Below are 14,674 nucleotides of genomic sequence, written 5' to 3' on the forward strand. Positions count from 1 at the left end.
GACCCGCACCCCGCCCGCTCGGGTTACCCTCGACTCAGCACGCCCGAGCATGGGGAATTACGTGACGGACACCCCTGGGGAATTACGTGACGGTCGACACTGGGGAGCCTCTCCGATCGCTCCGCGACGGAGTTGGAGTCGACCGCGATTATGTACAGGACGACCGATCACGCATACGCGGCTGAGCTCGATCGCACTCTTGTCGGGGAGAAGTGATGAGCAGCAATCCAGTCGATGCACTGACCGAACCCGATGGGTCCGACCCTGTTCCCGACATGCTCGAGAACGCCGTTGGGCTGTCGTTCCTGAGTCCCTCGTTCTACATCCAGCAGTTCTGCACCTCAGTGATCAAGTCCAATCCGTGGGACTGGGCGGCGGAACAGCTCTCGGGCGACTGGGATGGCGTGAAGCGCGCAGGGAACAGCGTCCAGAATCTGGCCGACTACAACGACCACTTCTCCGCAGCAATCCACGAGAGTCTTCGTGGCGTCGAGCCGTGGAGAGGCATCGCGGCCGACAACGCGCGCGGCTACTTTCAGAAGTTTGGTGACGCGGTCGGTAGCCAGGCGTCACCGCTTCGTTCCATTGCAGAACAGATCGACCAGATTTCCCTTGCCATGTATGAGCTGTCGAAGGCCGTAGGGGATGCCCTCTCCGCCATTACCGACATGGCAATCATCGCCCTCATCGAGATTGCCGCCGCAGAGGCGCTGACACTGACTGGTGTCGGCGTTGTCGGTTCAGGCGCAGCGATGGGCGCGGCCACGCTGCAGGTTCTGATGATCCTCGAAAAGTGGGGTGAGGTCCTCCAGTACTGGACAACAACATGGTCCGTCGTCCAGGCCCTTATGAGTGGTATCACCGGATCACTTGCCGGCAGCGAGTTCATCGATCTGCCCAGCCTTCCCGAAACTTCCTACGACCATCCGGGGGCGTGATGGATCAGCCTGAACGCACATTCGACGTGGCACGGGACGACCTCGGGGTGTCCCTTCACCTGAAGCAGTCGTTGACCGTCCTCGCGGCGAAGTCGCCGGATCCGGATTTTCGCCGCCTCGCTGCAGACGTCTTGTCGGGTGCCTTGGGCGTGCGCGACCTCGTAGCATCAGAGGCCTTCAACGCCACTCTCGACAGGGTGATCCCATTGGCCCTGGCCGACCTCGAATCACTTTCTGACGAGCAGCGCGAGCGACTTGCCGCAGAAACTCGCGAGCGGATGGACTCTCTCGCCGGCTCCATGGGCGCTCGCGACGACGCAGTGGCGCAGGGGGCGAACCCAGATGAACCGGCCGACGAGGACTGGAATCAGCAGGGCGGGATTCTGAGTTCCGACTGGTGACCCCACGTGAGTGGCAAAGCGTGCCCGAGCACGCCTTGCCACTCACGTCGGCGGGGTCATTTCCAGCCGCACACCGAGGAGTCGCACTTCCCGCTCGTGGTCGAGCCTGTCGACCAATGCTGTTGCCGCATCGGCGATCACGTCCGGGTCGAATGTCGGCTCCGGCAGCGGCTTGCTCGTCGTGTGGGTATCGAACGGGGCGTAGCGCACCTTCAACGCCACTCGCACCGCCCGGCGGTTCTCCGCGAGGATGTCCTCCCGGACCCGGGCGGCGAGACGACGGATCTCCTCGGTGACGGCCTCCCGGCCGGCGAGGTTCTGCTGGAAGGTCGTCTCCCGGCTGTGCGACCGGGCCACCCAGGGTTCCGCCGAGACCGGGGAGAGGTCGATGCCGCGACCGATCCTGGCGTACCACGGTCCCATGTTCGGACCGAGGGTCGCGGCCAATTCCTGATCCGAGGCGTCGGCGAGTTCCTGCACGGTGCTGATGCCCAGCGCGGTAAGCTTCTTCGCTGTCTTCTTTCCGATCCCCCACAGCGCGTCGGTGGGGCGCTCCCCCATGACGGCGAACCAGTTTTCCTCGGTGAGCCGATAGATGCCCTGCGGTTTGCCGAAGTCGGTCGCGATCTTGGCTCGTAACTTGTTGTCGCCGATACCTACTGAGCAGTGCAGCCCGGTCGCGTCGAGGACGGCGTCGTGCACGGTTCGCGCGAAGGCCTCCGGGTCGTCGGTCTCGACACCCAGAAACGCCTCGTCCCAGCCCATCACCTCGACGACGACGTCCAGTTTTCGCAACGTGTCCATCACGACGCCCGACACCTCGGTGTAGACCTCGGCGTCGACAGGTAGGAACACTGCGTCAGGGATCTTCCGCGCCGCAATCCGCATCGGCATTCCGGAACCGACACCGAACTCACGCGCCTCATACGACGCCGTCGACACCACCGCGCGCTCGGTGGGATCCCCGCGACCGCCCACGACGACGGGACGTCCCCGCAGTTCAGGATGCCGCAGCACCTCGACGGCGGCGATGAACTGGTCGAGATCGACATGCAACACCCACCGACGACGCGGCGGAATGCTCATGGAACCAGTGTGCCGGAATCGTCGTACCGCGACCCTCGAATCCTCGACTTCTGCGGCGGCGGAGGTCAGAACACGTCGTCGGCGTCGACAGACGGAATCAACTCGTCGGGGAACCGATACGAGCATCCGAGTTCACTGGTGGACCGGGTGCCCCAATTGTCCCGGAACCAGGCCACGCAGGTGTTCGCGATCAGGTTCACATCGCGACTGAAGAGATAGCCGTCCGTACAGTCTTCGAAGTGGCCGTCGAAATGCCACCTGTCGAGGGTCAGGTGCTCGGCCGAATAGTCGGCGAGCAGCAGGTGCCCGAGTTCGACGCGTGATCGCCTTAGCATCAACACACCGTCGGCCAGTACCTGAATCTGCGCGCAGACGACCTCTTCGTCGTCGTCCTCACTGACGTAGCTGTTCGGGCCGATCTCGACGATGAGCGCGACCGGTTGATCGACCAGCGAACCCGTCAACCACTCGACCATTCCCGCCCACGAAACCTCGGGCACCTCGGTGGAATCGACCATCGTCGTCAACCTCCCTCGCTCGCGACCGACTATTGCATGGACGTATCAAAGCAGAAGATTCCGACACATGTGGCCCGAAATCGTTCTGCGTCGAAGAGTGTCGTTTGCGTGATCGTCCGGCGACTGCCTGGAGCCATCGCCACCGCGTGAGTGCCATGTGGGCCGAAAGCAACTGCGCCCAAATAGGTTCGGGCGTAGTCCGGTGCTGTCACGACGTTGCCGACCTACATCGACAGCACCATCTGCGCGAGGAGCCGACCCCATTCGGGGTCCATGGGCTGGTCGCGCTGCACCCAGCCCTCGACCATTGCGCCGATCAGTTCGAGGAACGAGATCGTGGGACGTCCCATCCAGAAGACTTCTTCCCTGCCGACGATCGTGCCGTCGCTGGTCTGCCAGCCGAGGGCGGCGAGTCCCTCGGCGATCACGTCCCTGCGTTCGTCCGACGACGTGCCCGCGGCGAGTGTGAGAAGCACGAGGTATCCGGTCTCCCGCTCGATCTGTTCGGTGCCCAGCGGCAGTCGATCGAGCAGATGACGCCACATCTTTGTCGCGTTGTCCGCCATCGCCGTTCCGAGATTGGTTCGAACGAGCTTTCCCTTGTACTTGCGCACCAGTCCGAGTGTCTTGGCGTACTCACGGAGCAGGTGGACGGGCCGTTGGTCCGTCTCGCGGTTGCTGGTGGCGGGCCAGTCGTCGAAGCCCGGCAACGCCTGCCGCATCTCCGCCACCACGGCCGGGGGCAGGTAGCCCGCCTGAGTCAGCGTGATGCCGTCGGATCCGATGCGCTGCAGCAACCACCGCAGATGAAACGTCGCCGCTTCCTGGGCCGCAGGAAAGTCACCCTTCCGCGTCGTGAGCTGGGCGTGCTCGAGCAGCGAAAAGACGTGCGGGGCAGCTTGATGGGGGATCCGGCGCAGCAGTTCCGCGAACTTGGAATCGGTCACCGGACCGTGGTCACGAATCACGACTTCGATCCGCAGATTACGGTTCACGGCGTCGACGCCGAACGATTCGGGCGCGAAGCCCGGCCCGACCCACGCCCCGGCGTCGTGATGACCGGGGTGAGACGGGGTGGCCAGGACCGTCAGCAGGTCGGCGTATCCCCCCGGTCCGCCGCAATCCTCGGGCGGGCAGGCGCGGGCGCCGGCGAGGCAGGTCACCGTCGGCGCGGGCCCGTCGGCCTCGATCCGTTCGAGGACGATCGTATGGTCCCAGCCGTCGCCGAAGTCGTATTGATAGGACAGGAGCTCGCCGGGTTCGGCCAGAACCTGATCGAGCCGGACCGCGTCCTCGCACAGCTCGTCGTCCTCGTCGGCGAAGCCCTCTTCGATGCTCTCGCGCATCTCGTACCGCTCGGAGGCAGGCGGCTCACCGCCGACCCACGAATGCAGGTGGCTGTCCTGCCAGCCCATGACCGTCTGCACGATCGGATGCAGCTCGTTCAGCCGCAGGTTCGAGGGCACGACGAACTGCCGCCAGATGGCCGGCGACACGTCGTCGAGCTCGATCCGCAGGTGGAAACTCGCCACGTCTCGGCGACCCGGCCGCTCGGACGGCCGGACGATCACCGGCACGTCAGGAACGACGGACAGGTGTCGGCGTTTACCTGAAGCGGTCATGGCGTCATGTTAGACAGGAGGCAGCGGTGTCCGGCACAAGTGCTGACGATAGCGTGAGCACATGTCGGTGTCCGCAGTTCTCGCAGGTCGGTACGAGTTGCGGGGAGTGCTGGGGCGCGGCGGAATGGCCGACGTCCACGACGGATGGGACCTGCGCCTGCAGCGACCCGTGGCGATCAAAGTGCTGCGCCCGGAGCTCGCCTCCGTCCCCGACACGCGTCGGCGGTTCGAGGCCGAGGCCCGGCTCGCCGCCACCTTGAATCACCCCAACGTCGTCGCGGTGCACGACTGCGGCGAGGACGCCGGAATGGCGTACATCGTGATGGAGCGCCTGCCCGGGCGGACCCTCGCCGACGAGATCGCCGCCGGTCCCGTCCCGGACGCGCGGGTGCGGTCGATCCTCGCCGACGTGCTCGCCGCCCTCGGCGCCGCCCACGGAGCGGGAATCCTGCACCGCGACATCAAACCGGGAAACGTGCTGTTCACCGCCGCGGGCACGGTGAAGGTCGCCGACTTCGGCATCGCGAAGAGCGCCGCGTCCGACCACACCGCGACGGGACAGGTGCTGGGCACCGTGGCCTACCTCAGCCCGGACCGCATCATGGGCACACCCGCCACGACCTCCGACGACCTCTATGCCGTCGGCGTCGTCGGCTACGAAGCCGTCGCCGGGCACCGGCCGTTCGCCGGCGACAACATCTTGTCCCTCGCCCGGGCGATCATCGACGGCGCGACCCGACCGCTGCGCGAAGCCCGTCCGGACGCCGATCCGAACCTCGCCGACACGATCGAGCGGGCGATGGCCCGCGACCCTCAGCAGCGGTACGCCGACGCCCAAGCCATGCGGAATGCCGTCCTCGGAGCGTCCGGCCCGCATCCGCCGCCGACGAGAGCATTCACACCCACCACCTCCGTCCCTCAGCTGCCGCCCGAGCCACGGCGACCACGGCGGACCGGCCTGATCGTCGCCGCGATCGCCGCGGTGCTGGTGGCCGTGGTCGTGGCGGCGCTGGCCATCGCGTCTCAGAATCGGGACGGCACGGTCGGTCCCGGGCCGAGCACCACCGCGGTCGTCCCCGCTCCGGCGCCCGTCTCCGTCCCGAGCAGTGCGGTCGAGGTCAACCCGGTTGCGCCTCCCCCACCGACCGGCGCCCCGGCACCGAAGACCGGACTGGGAAACAACAACGGCAACAACGGCAACGGGAACAACAAGCCCAAGGACAAGGACAAGGAGAAGGACGGCAACTGAGCGAGTCGCGGTCGGGTCAAGCGCGGGCACCCGTTCCACGGCGCTCATCCACGGCGGCCCGAACGGCGGGCGCGACGTCGGTCGCGAACGTGCGGACCTGGGCGAGATCGTCGCCATCGGTGCCGAAGACGAACGTGTCCATGCCCGCGTCCACCGCGAGTTCCGTCAGTTGGCTCACCCACTGCTCGGCGGTTCCGTGGAACAACGTGTCCGACGGTGTGTCGCTCACCCCGCCGAACACGTTGTAGGCGCGGACGATCGAGCTCGGATCCCGGCCCGCATCCGCCGCGCCCGCGTCGATCCGCGCGTGCATGCCGGGCAGGACCTCGGGCGGAAAGTACGAACTCGACGGGACCCACCCGTCCGCCGAGCGTCCCAGCGCCCGCAGCAGCCGGGGGCCGCCGACGCCCAGCCAGATCCCGATCCGGTGCGCCGGGACCGGTCCGGGATGCACGCCCGCGAGGCGATAGTGCTCACCCTCGGAATACACGGCACGCTCACCGGACCACATCAGGCGGATCACCTCGACCGCCTCCTCCAACGCCGTCGCGGCCTGACCGGGCGTGCGCACGTCACCGCCCATCGCCCCGATCGCCTCCCAGAACGCGCCCGCACCCAACGCCAGTTCGAATCGGCCTCCCGACATCACGTCGAGGCTGGCCGCGGCCTTCGCCATCGTCGCCGGCGGGCGAAGCGGCAGGCAGGCGACGTCGGGGAACACGCGCACCCGCTCGGTCCGGGCCAGCAGCGTGCCCATCAGCGACCAGCAGTCGAGGAATTTCGCCTGGTACGGGTGATCTTGCACGCCGATCAGGTCGAGTCCGGTCTCGTCGGCGAGGGCGGCGAGTTCGAACGTGTTGGCCAGCAACTCCACCGACGGGGTCACGAACGCCCCGAACTGCACGGCCCTGCCGTAATCGGTCATGGCGGTCGCGTCCCCTCTCGGATCGCTGAGCTCCTACGATCATCCACCTCCGCGGCGTTCGGGAACACCCGCCGCGCAGCCGGAACCCCGCCGGGCGGCATAGTGGGTTCATGACAGACGACACGCAAGACGGCCCCGCACCCGACGTCCGGAACGCCCCCGAACTACACCGATTCGAGGTCCGCGTCGATGGTGAACTGGCCGGGTTCACCGAGTACCTCGACGACGCGAATCAACGGATCTTCTTCCACACCGAGATCGGCGAGCAGTTCGCGGGGCGCGGCCTCGCCAGCACCCTGATCCGCAGCGCACTCACCGAGACCGTCGGGGACGGCAAACGGATCGTGCCGATCTGCCCGTTCGTCGCCGGCTACCTGAAGAAGCACGACGACTTCGCCGACGACGTCGACCCGGTCACGCCGGCCGCGATCCAGGCTGTGAAGGATTCGCGCGGCTGATCAGGGTGCGCCGTCGGCAGCGCGCGCCTCTTCGAGCTGCCGGATGAGGGTGGCGGCGTCGTAGGGGCCGCTGTGCCGGGCGAGGTCGGTGCCCGTTGCACCGAGGTAGAACGTGGGGGTCCCCCGGAAATCGCTCGACTCGGCGTCGAGTTCGTCGTCGTCGATGCGGTGAACGTAGGTGCCCCTGCGGATGTCTTCCTCGAACCGGTCCATGTCGAGCCCCAGCTCGGCGGCGTAACCGAAGATCTCGTCCTCGGCGAGGGCGTCGCTGTTGGCGAACAGGTGGTCGTGCATCTCCCAGAACCGTCCCTGCGCGGCCGCCGCTTCGCTCGCCTGGGCGGCGAAACGCGCGTGCGGATGCACGGCGTCGAGGGGGAGATGCCGGAAGACGTAGCGGAGCTCGTCCCCGAAATGCGCCCGCACGTCCCGGATGCTGCCGGTGGCCTTGCTGCAGAACGGGCACTCGAAGTCGCCGTACTCGACGAGGGTGAGCGGCGCATCCACCGGCCCGCGCAGATGATCGCGGCCGGTGTCGACGGGCCGGAGCAGGGTGCGCCCGACGGCCTCCGTCGGCGGGTGCACCCAGTCCGACAGCCGGAACAGTGCCCAACCGAGGACGGTGGCGATGACCGCCGCCGTCAGGACACCCACCCGAGCGTCGTTGGCGAGCTCGGGTGAGTCGATGGCCAGGTCGACGATGAACAGCGAGATCGTGAAGCCGATGCCGGCCAGCGCGCTGCCACCGGCGATCTGGGACAGCGTCAGCCCGCGCGGCAGGCTACCGGGCCGCAGCTTCGAGAACAGGGCCGTGGCCGCGGTGATGCCGACGAGCTTGCCGACCACCAGGCCGAGCACGATGCCCCACGCCAGCGGAGACCGGGCCGCGTCCGCGAGGGTCTGCCCGGTGATGACCACACCGGCATTGGCGAGCGCGAAGATCGGGACGACGAGGAACGCCGTGTAGGGCTGGTAGAAGCGCAGCAACCGCTCGTTGACGGACACCGCGCGCAGCACACCGAGCTGGGCGGCGCGGGCGTAGTCGGAGTTGGGTGACTGCCGGAACGCGCGCGTGAGTTCACCCGCCCGCTCCACCTCGCTGCGCCGCGGCGGATACACGGGCAGGATCAGCGCGATCAGCACACCGACGAGGGTGGGGTGGACGCCGGACTCGTAGAACGCGACCCACGTGCCCGCCGCGACGATGAAGTAGGCGACACCACGCCACACCTCGAGCTTGCGCAACTGGATGATCAGCAGCAGTCCGACGCACCCGAGGAGCAGCGGCCCGAGCCGGAGGTTGTCGGTGTAGAAGAAGGCGATGATGGCCAGGGCACCGATGTCGTCGGCGACGGCCAGGGTCAGGAGGAACACGCGCAACCGGGCGGGGCATCGGGGTCCGACGAGTGCCAGTGCGCCCAGCACGAACGCCGTGTCGGTCGAGACGACGACGCCCCACGCGCTGGCCTCGGCGCCGCTGGGGTTGAGGATCAGGAACAGGACGGCGGGCAGCGCCAGACCCGCGATCGCGGCGAGAAGTGGGACGGCGGCACGGGCGCGATCGGTGAGTTCGCCCATCGTCAGCTCACGTTTCACCTCGAGCCCCACGACGAAGAAGAACAGCGTCATCAACCCGTCGTTGACCCAGTGCTTCAGGTCGAGGCTGATGCCGTAGTCGCTGATCTGGATGGTCACCGGGGTGTGCCAGAACGACTCGTACGAATCACCGATGTTGGCCCACACCAACGCCAGGATCGTGGCGACGAGGAGGAAACCGGCCGACAGCTTGTCGTCGTCGGTGTCGTCGCGGATCAGGGCCAACCGCGCCGACAGTCGCCGAAGTGTGGTGGGGCTGCTCTGCTCGACCGTCATCTGTCCCCTCGCTCACAGTTTCTGCCGCAGGTCAGCCTAATGCCCCTGCACATGAGCCGCCCCGCTGTCCGATCAACTCCGATCCGGCGGCGCCCAGGCACCTGTTCTCGGTCGCGTTATCATCTCGCCATGGGATCGAAGCGGAGTAGAAATCCGGGCCAGAAGCGTGCGGCAAAACAGCAGGCACGCCAACGAAGGAACCGCTCAACAGTCGCACCGCTGTTTCCCGCTTCCGCCGTCGACCCAGCGCTTATCGACAGCTTCGTTCAGTGGCTGCGCAGGGGCGATCTGACCGAGGACGCGGAACTCTTCGCACACCTCTTGGAGTCGACACTCACGAACCTCGCGCACGCCCACCCCGGTTTCCGTGCCACCGGCTGGCTCCCCGCGGACGCGCATACCCTCCTCGATGCCGCTGACGAACTAACCGCAGATAATTCCGAGGACATGGATGACATCGCATTGACGATTGTCGCCTCGGCACTGACGTTCCTCAACTTTCTCGACGAAAATCGGCTGTGGACCGGCACCGAAGAGAACCTCATACATTGCATCGAGGACCTCATCCATTTCGTCGAGCCGCAACCACCCGTCGTCCTTCCCGAAGACATCGCACTACCCGCCGTGGACGAGAAGGACGAACTACGCGCACTCACCTCCCTTCCGCTGATCGCCTCCCTCGTCGCACTCGTGGACTGGGTCGGGAAGGGTGCGGCCGTCACCTCGACCAAGGTGCCCAAACCCGCCTCTATCCCCGGTCTCGCTGACGCGTTGGGTGTCGATCTCGACCTCGACTCGGAGGGGTTTCCGCGTGCGCGCCGAATCCGCTCGATGCGCGACGTGCCCGAGATGCTGACCTACTGGGAAACTGCGGAAGAGATCGGCCTCATCACCGTCAACTCCACACGCGCGGTCCGCGGACCGAACGCGGAGCTGATCGCCGACCGGACGACCCGGGCGCTGCCGTTGATTCGTGCAGCTGTCACCGAATTCGTCCGCAGCCAACTCGTATCGACGCAACGTCACCCACTCGACCTCACGCAATTGACCGATGTGGTCGTGACGCAGGTGATCTTGGCGGGGATGACATCGGAGCCGCCTGTCGCCGACTCGGAAGACGCGCCATCCGGCGACGAGCAATCGCTCCTGGATGCCTTCGTCTATGACCGACTGGACAGGTTGGTGGAACAGAAGTGGCTGACCAAGGATGACGCATACCGGGTTCCGGCCGCGCTGCAGCCTGCCGTTCTTCGTGCCGTCCAACTCGCTGGCGCAGAGACCGAGTACGCACTGTCCGACATGGTGGATTCGCACGTTACATTGCGGATTTCATTGGAAGGCACCCACATTCCCGTCTGGCGCCGCGTTCGACTCGACGCCTCACTACCGCTTTCCGCTCTCCACGACATCATCCAGTCCGCGTTCGGCTGGGAAGACTGCCATCTACACGAGTTCTCTGCCGGGCCCGCGTACTCAGGCGGTAGGGTATTCATTCCGAATGAAGACTTCGCGCACCGCGACCTCGTAGGCCCCGCCGTCGCGGAGGAAGAGGTCCCCGTCGGTTCGCTGCTCAGCTCGGTCGGCGACCGTCTCACCTACCTGTACGATTTCGGTGACGACTGGATCCATCACATCGTCGTCGAATCGGTCGACAACCCCGCTCCCGAATCCCCTGTAGCGCTATGCCTCGACGGGCGCAATATGGCGCCGTACGAAGATTCCGGCGGCCCGTGGGGTTGGGCGAACATGATCGAAGCCAGCGCTGACCCGCATCACCAGGAACACTCGGAAATTCGGGACTGGCTGGGTCTGCGCCCCGATCAGCAACTCGATCCGACATCGTTCGATCGAAACGGGATCAATGAGGCCTTCGCGACGTTGTTCGGGTAGAGCGTCTGGCGGGTGTCCGCGCAGCACGCGCGGACCCCGACTCAGACATAGTTCTCGAGAACGAACTTGGTGAATCCCTTGCGGATCAAACGCACGGCCTGCTTCTGCCCCTGACGCAGCACGGACTTCGGCACCCACACCTTCGGCTCGACCGACATCGTGAGGTGAACCGACGTCCCGCGCGGGGTGGGGGTCAGCCGATACTCCCCCTCCTGGCACTTCTGCTTCTCGCTCTCGAGGAGCGTCCACGACATCTGCTCGTCCCCGAGCCACTTGTGCTCGGCCAGCTGCGTGTCCGCGACCCCGAGGACGGCGAGCGTCATCCGCACGGTGCGGGGGCGTCCGTCGTCGAATCGGGACTCGACGACCACCTTCTTGTGCACCACCGACCACTCGGGGATGCGTTCGACGTCCGCCAGCGCAGCCATCACCTGCTCCTGGGGCGCCTCGATCTCGAACTCGCCAGATACCGACAACGCCATCGATTGCTCTCCTTCTCGTCGGTTGTACATGCCCTACAGTTCGGACGCGTAGCGCTCCAGCATGGCAGCAAGTTCGCCGGGGCGCGCGAGTGCCGCCAGATGGCCCGTGTCGATGACGTCCGGTGCGATGCCCAGTCGCTCCCGGACGATCCGCTGCATGAATTCGAGCGGGAAGAGCCGATCGCGCCTCCCGGCGACGACCCGCGTCTTCACGTGCGGCCACCCGTCCGCCTGCCACACCGTCTCGAACGGGGTGTTCGACATGACGGGCTCCTCCTGGCTGAACGCCTCCTCGGTGACGTCGTCGGGCACGTCGTGGAAGAACAACACCCGCAGGTCGTCGGGCGCATCCGGGTCGCGACCCTCCAGCACGTCGAACGCCCGTTTCGCTTCGGCCTGACCGGTGGTCTCCCACCACTGCCCGGGTGCCTCCCCCGGCGCGGGCAGCATCGGTGCCAGGAGAACCAGCAGGTCGACGTCGACCTCGCCGCGCTGACAGACGATCGCGGCGGTGAACGCGGACATGGACTGCGCGACCAGCACGATCGAACCCTCGACGTCCTCGACCGCATCGACGACGACGTCGGCGAACTCGTACTGGCCCGCGTCGTCGTCGCCGTACGGAAGGTCGACGGCGATCACCGAGTGCCCGCTTCCCTCCAGGATCGGTGCGACGCGGTGCCAGTACCACGAGTCCGAGCCGGCGCCGGGCAGCAGAACGAAGGTTGCGGGCATCTCGACTCATCTCCTGTTTCCGGGACACGAACGAACGGTCGAGTCGAGCCTAAGCGCTACGTGCGCGCGAATGCGCGCCCCCTCACCTGCTCGTCGTGAAACGGAAGCGCCGCCGAGGGCGATACACCCAGTAGGTCGGACAAGAAAGTCCGACCGTGCCGGGATCCACCACACGTTACGAGAACTGAGCTGACATGTTCACCAACCATCTCTTCGGCGGAATGACCGAACAGGAAATCGACATCGAGATCGCCGACGAGCTGGCGGCCTGAGGTAGCTCCTTCGCACGCGAGTGGCGATGTGCACCCCGGCACGCTGCGCCACTCACCTACGAGTTACGTTCATGCTCAACACCGGTCGCCCGGTGAACCCTTCCGCACAGCGGTATCGGTGTCGTTGCGCTTCGAGGTTGCCGCCATCGGCGGCGTCGCGGGAGTCGTCGTTATGCCGGCTCTCTCATCACGCCGACGTGGCGCACCGTCCCGGAAAGGCCTGGGAGCTCTTGCACGGGTGACCAGGTGCGCAGCCCATCCGTGCTGTCGGAATAGAGATACTTTCCTTCGGTATAGGCGTCGAGATATATCCGCCAGGCGCCGCTCGGCAACTGAACCAGGGCTGGGCCCTCCACCAGCGAGCCCCAGTTTCCAGGCGGGACGAATGAATAGGGTCCCGTCACCGACGAAGCGACCGCATGCTCGACGACCTTCTTCGTCTCGTTCTTGGTAAACGCATGATAGGTCGATCCCACCTTGACCACGGTGGTGTCGATATGGTCCGCGCCGATCCCGGCGAGCGGAACAGGCGGGCTCCACAACCTGAGCGATGGTTCCAGCGCCGTCATCAGATACGGCACGAATCCTCCACCGGTCGACATCGACAGGATGACGTTGACCCGGTCGCCGTCCACGAACCATTCGGGTGCCCAGGCCTTGGTGGTGAACGGCGACAGCGACGGTCCGTCGCTGAACCCGGCCGACCCCGAGGAACCCGGCGGGCTCGCTGAGCCCGTTCCGTCTCCCGTGCCCGGCAGGAAGGCGCAGCAGAATGGGACCGGCCAGGCCCCAAGGAACTTCCAGTCCATGCGGTCACTGCTGCGTGCGAAGCCGATGTTCGCCCCGTCGATCGTCGTGTAGGTGAGGTAGTAGAACCCGTCCGTGTGCCGGAAGATGCTCGGGTCACGCACCACCCCTGACGGAGGCCGATATGCAGACAGTCGGAGGGGCTGGAACCCCGTGCCGTCCTCCGACTCGTATACATCCAGGTCGCGGTCGCTGACGTTGCTGAACGCCACCATCGTGGTTCGCCAGGCGAGCGGTGCGGCGCCGCTGCTCCCCGGGGCGGCGGCCAGCAAGCCTGCGACAGCGAGCATCACCATCGATATGGCGGAAAAGCAGGTTCGTTTGGGCAGCATCACCGGTGCAGTATCTATCACAGCAGGCGCACCATGCGTAACTTTGGCCGCAGGCAGCGGATCGTTACCGACGGCCGTGCAGTGACGCCGTATACGAACCCGAGGGCGCCACCCGCAGCAGCGGCGATCAATACTCCTGCGGCGCGGTCGGTCTACGCGCGAGCCTTATGCGTGACGGCATCTCGGCGTAGCGTCTCGGGGACACTGTCGACGGAGGAGTGCTCATGTCGGGCGAACTGTCATTCTTCGAATTGGGTGTGGCCAACACCGAGCAGGGCCGAAAGTTCTACTCGGCGTTGTTCGGCTGGGAATTCGAATCCGGGCCCGGCGGGTCGGGCTACTCCATCAACACACCGAACGTCCCAGGCGGGATCCACGGCGGCGACGAGGGCGCCGGCCCGTATGTCTTCTTCCGGGTGCCCGACCTCGACGCCGCGGTCGAGCAGGTACTGGCGCTGGGCGGCACCGTCGACGCCGTGGAGCTGGGCGAAGACCCCGATTCGGTGGCGAAGTTCGGGCGGTTCAAGCTGTGCCACGACGACCAGGGTTCCTCCTTCGGACTGCACGAACCGCCCTCCGGCAACTGAATCAGCGCGCCCCGGAACGGAGACTCCCGGGGCGCGCTGATTCGGATCGGTCGGTTTACGGCTCGTTCGGCGAGTCGCCTCCACCCTCGTCACCGCTGTAGGTGGCCGGTTGCGGCAGACCGTCCTCGGGTCCGTCGCACCAGTTGTCGTACTGGTTGTACGGGTCTGTGCCCCACGCCGGGACGTTGTTCTCGTACGGTTCCGCCCAGTCGTCGCAACCGGCCGGGCCGGTCGGCGGAACACCAGGAGGCAGTGGTGCAACCGTGTCCGGTGCGCGCACCGGTACGACTGCCGAGTCGAGCGCGTCACCCCAGGCGACACCGGATGTTCCCAAACCGATCGAGGCCGCGAACACAGCGACCGCAGCCAATCTCGAGCCGACCTTCATCGTTGCCTCCCATAGGTGAATAACGCTGCCTAAGGGCTGTACCCAAAGACAACGTAAACAATCCTTGAAGAGCGAATTTCGTGAATGAAATTTGACGGACGGTCGGTTTCAGTTC

At 66.1% G+C, this 14,674-nt stretch carries 15 protein-coding genes; 6 read left to right on the forward strand and 9 right to left on the reverse strand.

Annotation, left to right across the window (positions count from 1 at the left end; all coding sequences use genetic code 11):
• Positions 1–215: 215 nt before the first annotated feature.
• Together G9373_RS04290 and G9373_RS04295 are read left to right on the forward strand one after the other, a co-directional pair.
• Positions 216–938 (forward strand): hypothetical protein, encoded by a 723-nt coding sequence (locus tag G9373_RS04290; protein ID WP_043788679.1) that lies wholly within the window; start codon positions 216–218, stop codon positions 936–938.
• Positions 938–1,339, forward strand: coding sequence for a hypothetical protein (locus G9373_RS04295; RefSeq protein ID WP_206031577.1), 402 nt, complete (start codon positions 938–940; stop codon positions 1,337–1,339). The genes G9373_RS04290 and G9373_RS04295 overlap by 1 nt, the downstream gene beginning before the upstream one ends.
• Positions 1,340–1,381: 42 nt before the next feature.
• On the opposite strand, the gene G9373_RS04300 is transcribed toward G9373_RS04295, so the two are convergent.
• The 3 genes from G9373_RS04300 to G9373_RS04310 all read right to left on the reverse strand — a co-directional run bounded on the left by G9373_RS04300 (position 1,382) and on the right by G9373_RS04310 (position 4,565).
• Positions 1,382–2,425, reverse strand: a complete 1,044-nt coding sequence (locus tag G9373_RS04300) for a DNA polymerase IV (protein WP_005564516.1) — start codon at positions 2,423–2,425, stop codon at positions 1,382–1,384.
• A gap of 65 nt (positions 2,426–2,490) precedes the next feature.
• Positions 2,491–2,943 carry a hypothetical protein gene (locus G9373_RS04305; RefSeq protein WP_005564514.1) on the reverse strand — a complete coding sequence of 151 codons (453 nt, stop codon included), beginning with the start codon at positions 2,941–2,943 and terminating at the stop codon, positions 2,491–2,493.
• 224 nt (positions 2,944–3,167) lie between these two features.
• On the reverse strand, positions 3,168–4,565 hold the full coding sequence (locus G9373_RS04310; RefSeq protein ID WP_167114037.1) for a plasmid pRiA4b ORF-3 family protein: 1,398 nt from the start codon (positions 4,563–4,565) through the stop codon (positions 3,168–3,170).
• 61 nt (positions 4,566–4,626) lie between these two features.
• On the opposite strand from G9373_RS04310, the gene G9373_RS04315 reads away from it, so the two are divergent.
• Positions 4,627–5,814: a serine/threonine-protein kinase gene (locus G9373_RS04315; protein WP_167114039.1), complete on the forward strand. Its 1,188-nt coding sequence runs from the start codon at positions 4,627–4,629 to the stop codon at positions 5,812–5,814.
• A gap of 16 nt (positions 5,815–5,830) precedes the next feature.
• Here the strand turns inward: G9373_RS04315 and G9373_RS04320 are convergent, their stop codons facing one another.
• Positions 5,831–6,739: an LLM class flavin-dependent oxidoreductase gene (locus G9373_RS04320; RefSeq protein ID WP_167114042.1), complete on the reverse strand. Its 909-nt coding sequence runs from the start codon at positions 6,737–6,739 to the stop codon at positions 5,831–5,833.
• A 110-nt stretch (positions 6,740–6,849) separates the two neighbouring features.
• Here G9373_RS04320 and G9373_RS04325 point away from each other — a divergent pair, with 110 nt between their 5' ends.
• Complete coding sequence (locus G9373_RS04325; protein WP_120660586.1) at positions 6,850–7,197, forward strand: GNAT family N-acetyltransferase; 348 nt, start codon at positions 6,850–6,852, stop codon at positions 7,195–7,197.
• Here the strand turns inward: G9373_RS04325 and nhaA are convergent, their stop codons facing one another.
• A complete protein-coding gene (nhaA, locus tag G9373_RS04330; protein WP_120660585.1) occupies positions 7,198–9,066 on the reverse strand; it encodes a Na+/H+ antiporter NhaA in 1,869 nt (622 codons plus the stop codon). It abuts the gene before it with no gap.
• 129 nt (positions 9,067–9,195) lie between these two features.
• On the opposite strand from nhaA, the gene G9373_RS04335 reads away from it, so the two are divergent.
• Positions 9,196–10,956: a plasmid pRiA4b ORF-3 family protein gene (locus tag G9373_RS04335; protein WP_167114045.1), complete on the forward strand. Its 1,761-nt coding sequence runs from the start codon at positions 9,196–9,198 to the stop codon at positions 10,954–10,956.
• A gap of 41 nt (positions 10,957–10,997) precedes the next feature.
• Here G9373_RS04335 and G9373_RS04340 read toward each other — a convergent pair whose 3' ends face one another.
• From G9373_RS04340 to G9373_RS04350, 3 genes are all read right to left on the reverse strand, one after another.
• Entirely contained in the window at positions 10,998–11,438 is a 441-nt protein-coding gene (locus G9373_RS04340) for an SRPBCC family protein (protein WP_005252560.1), read from the reverse strand.
• A 33-nt stretch (positions 11,439–11,471) separates the two neighbouring features.
• Positions 11,472–12,173, reverse strand: coding sequence for an alpha/beta hydrolase (locus G9373_RS04345; protein WP_167114047.1), 702 nt, complete (start codon positions 12,171–12,173; stop codon positions 11,472–11,474).
• Positions 12,174–12,615: 442 nt separating this feature from the next.
• Positions 12,616–13,548 (reverse strand): arabinofuranosidase, encoded by a 933-nt coding sequence (locus tag G9373_RS04350; RefSeq protein ID WP_065491917.1) that lies wholly within the window; start codon positions 13,546–13,548, stop codon positions 12,616–12,618.
• Between the two features lie 260 nt (positions 13,549–13,808).
• Between G9373_RS04350 and G9373_RS04355 the strand changes: the two genes are divergently transcribed.
• Positions 13,809–14,171, forward strand: coding sequence for a VOC family protein (locus G9373_RS04355; protein WP_054245693.1), 363 nt, complete (start codon positions 13,809–13,811; stop codon positions 14,169–14,171).
• Positions 14,172–14,226: 55 nt separating this feature from the next.
• Here the strand turns inward: G9373_RS04355 and G9373_RS04360 are convergent, their stop codons facing one another.
• Complete coding sequence (locus G9373_RS04360) at positions 14,227–14,559, reverse strand: hypothetical protein (RefSeq protein WP_005252545.1); 333 nt, start codon at positions 14,557–14,559, stop codon at positions 14,227–14,229.
• Between the last annotated feature and the right edge of the window lie 115 nt (positions 14,560–14,674).

This window comes from Rhodococcus sp. A14 (assembly GCF_011603105.1).
In the GTDB taxonomy this organism is placed as follows: domain Bacteria; phylum Actinomycetota; class Actinomycetes; order Mycobacteriales; family Mycobacteriaceae; genus Rhodococcus_F; species Rhodococcus_F opacus.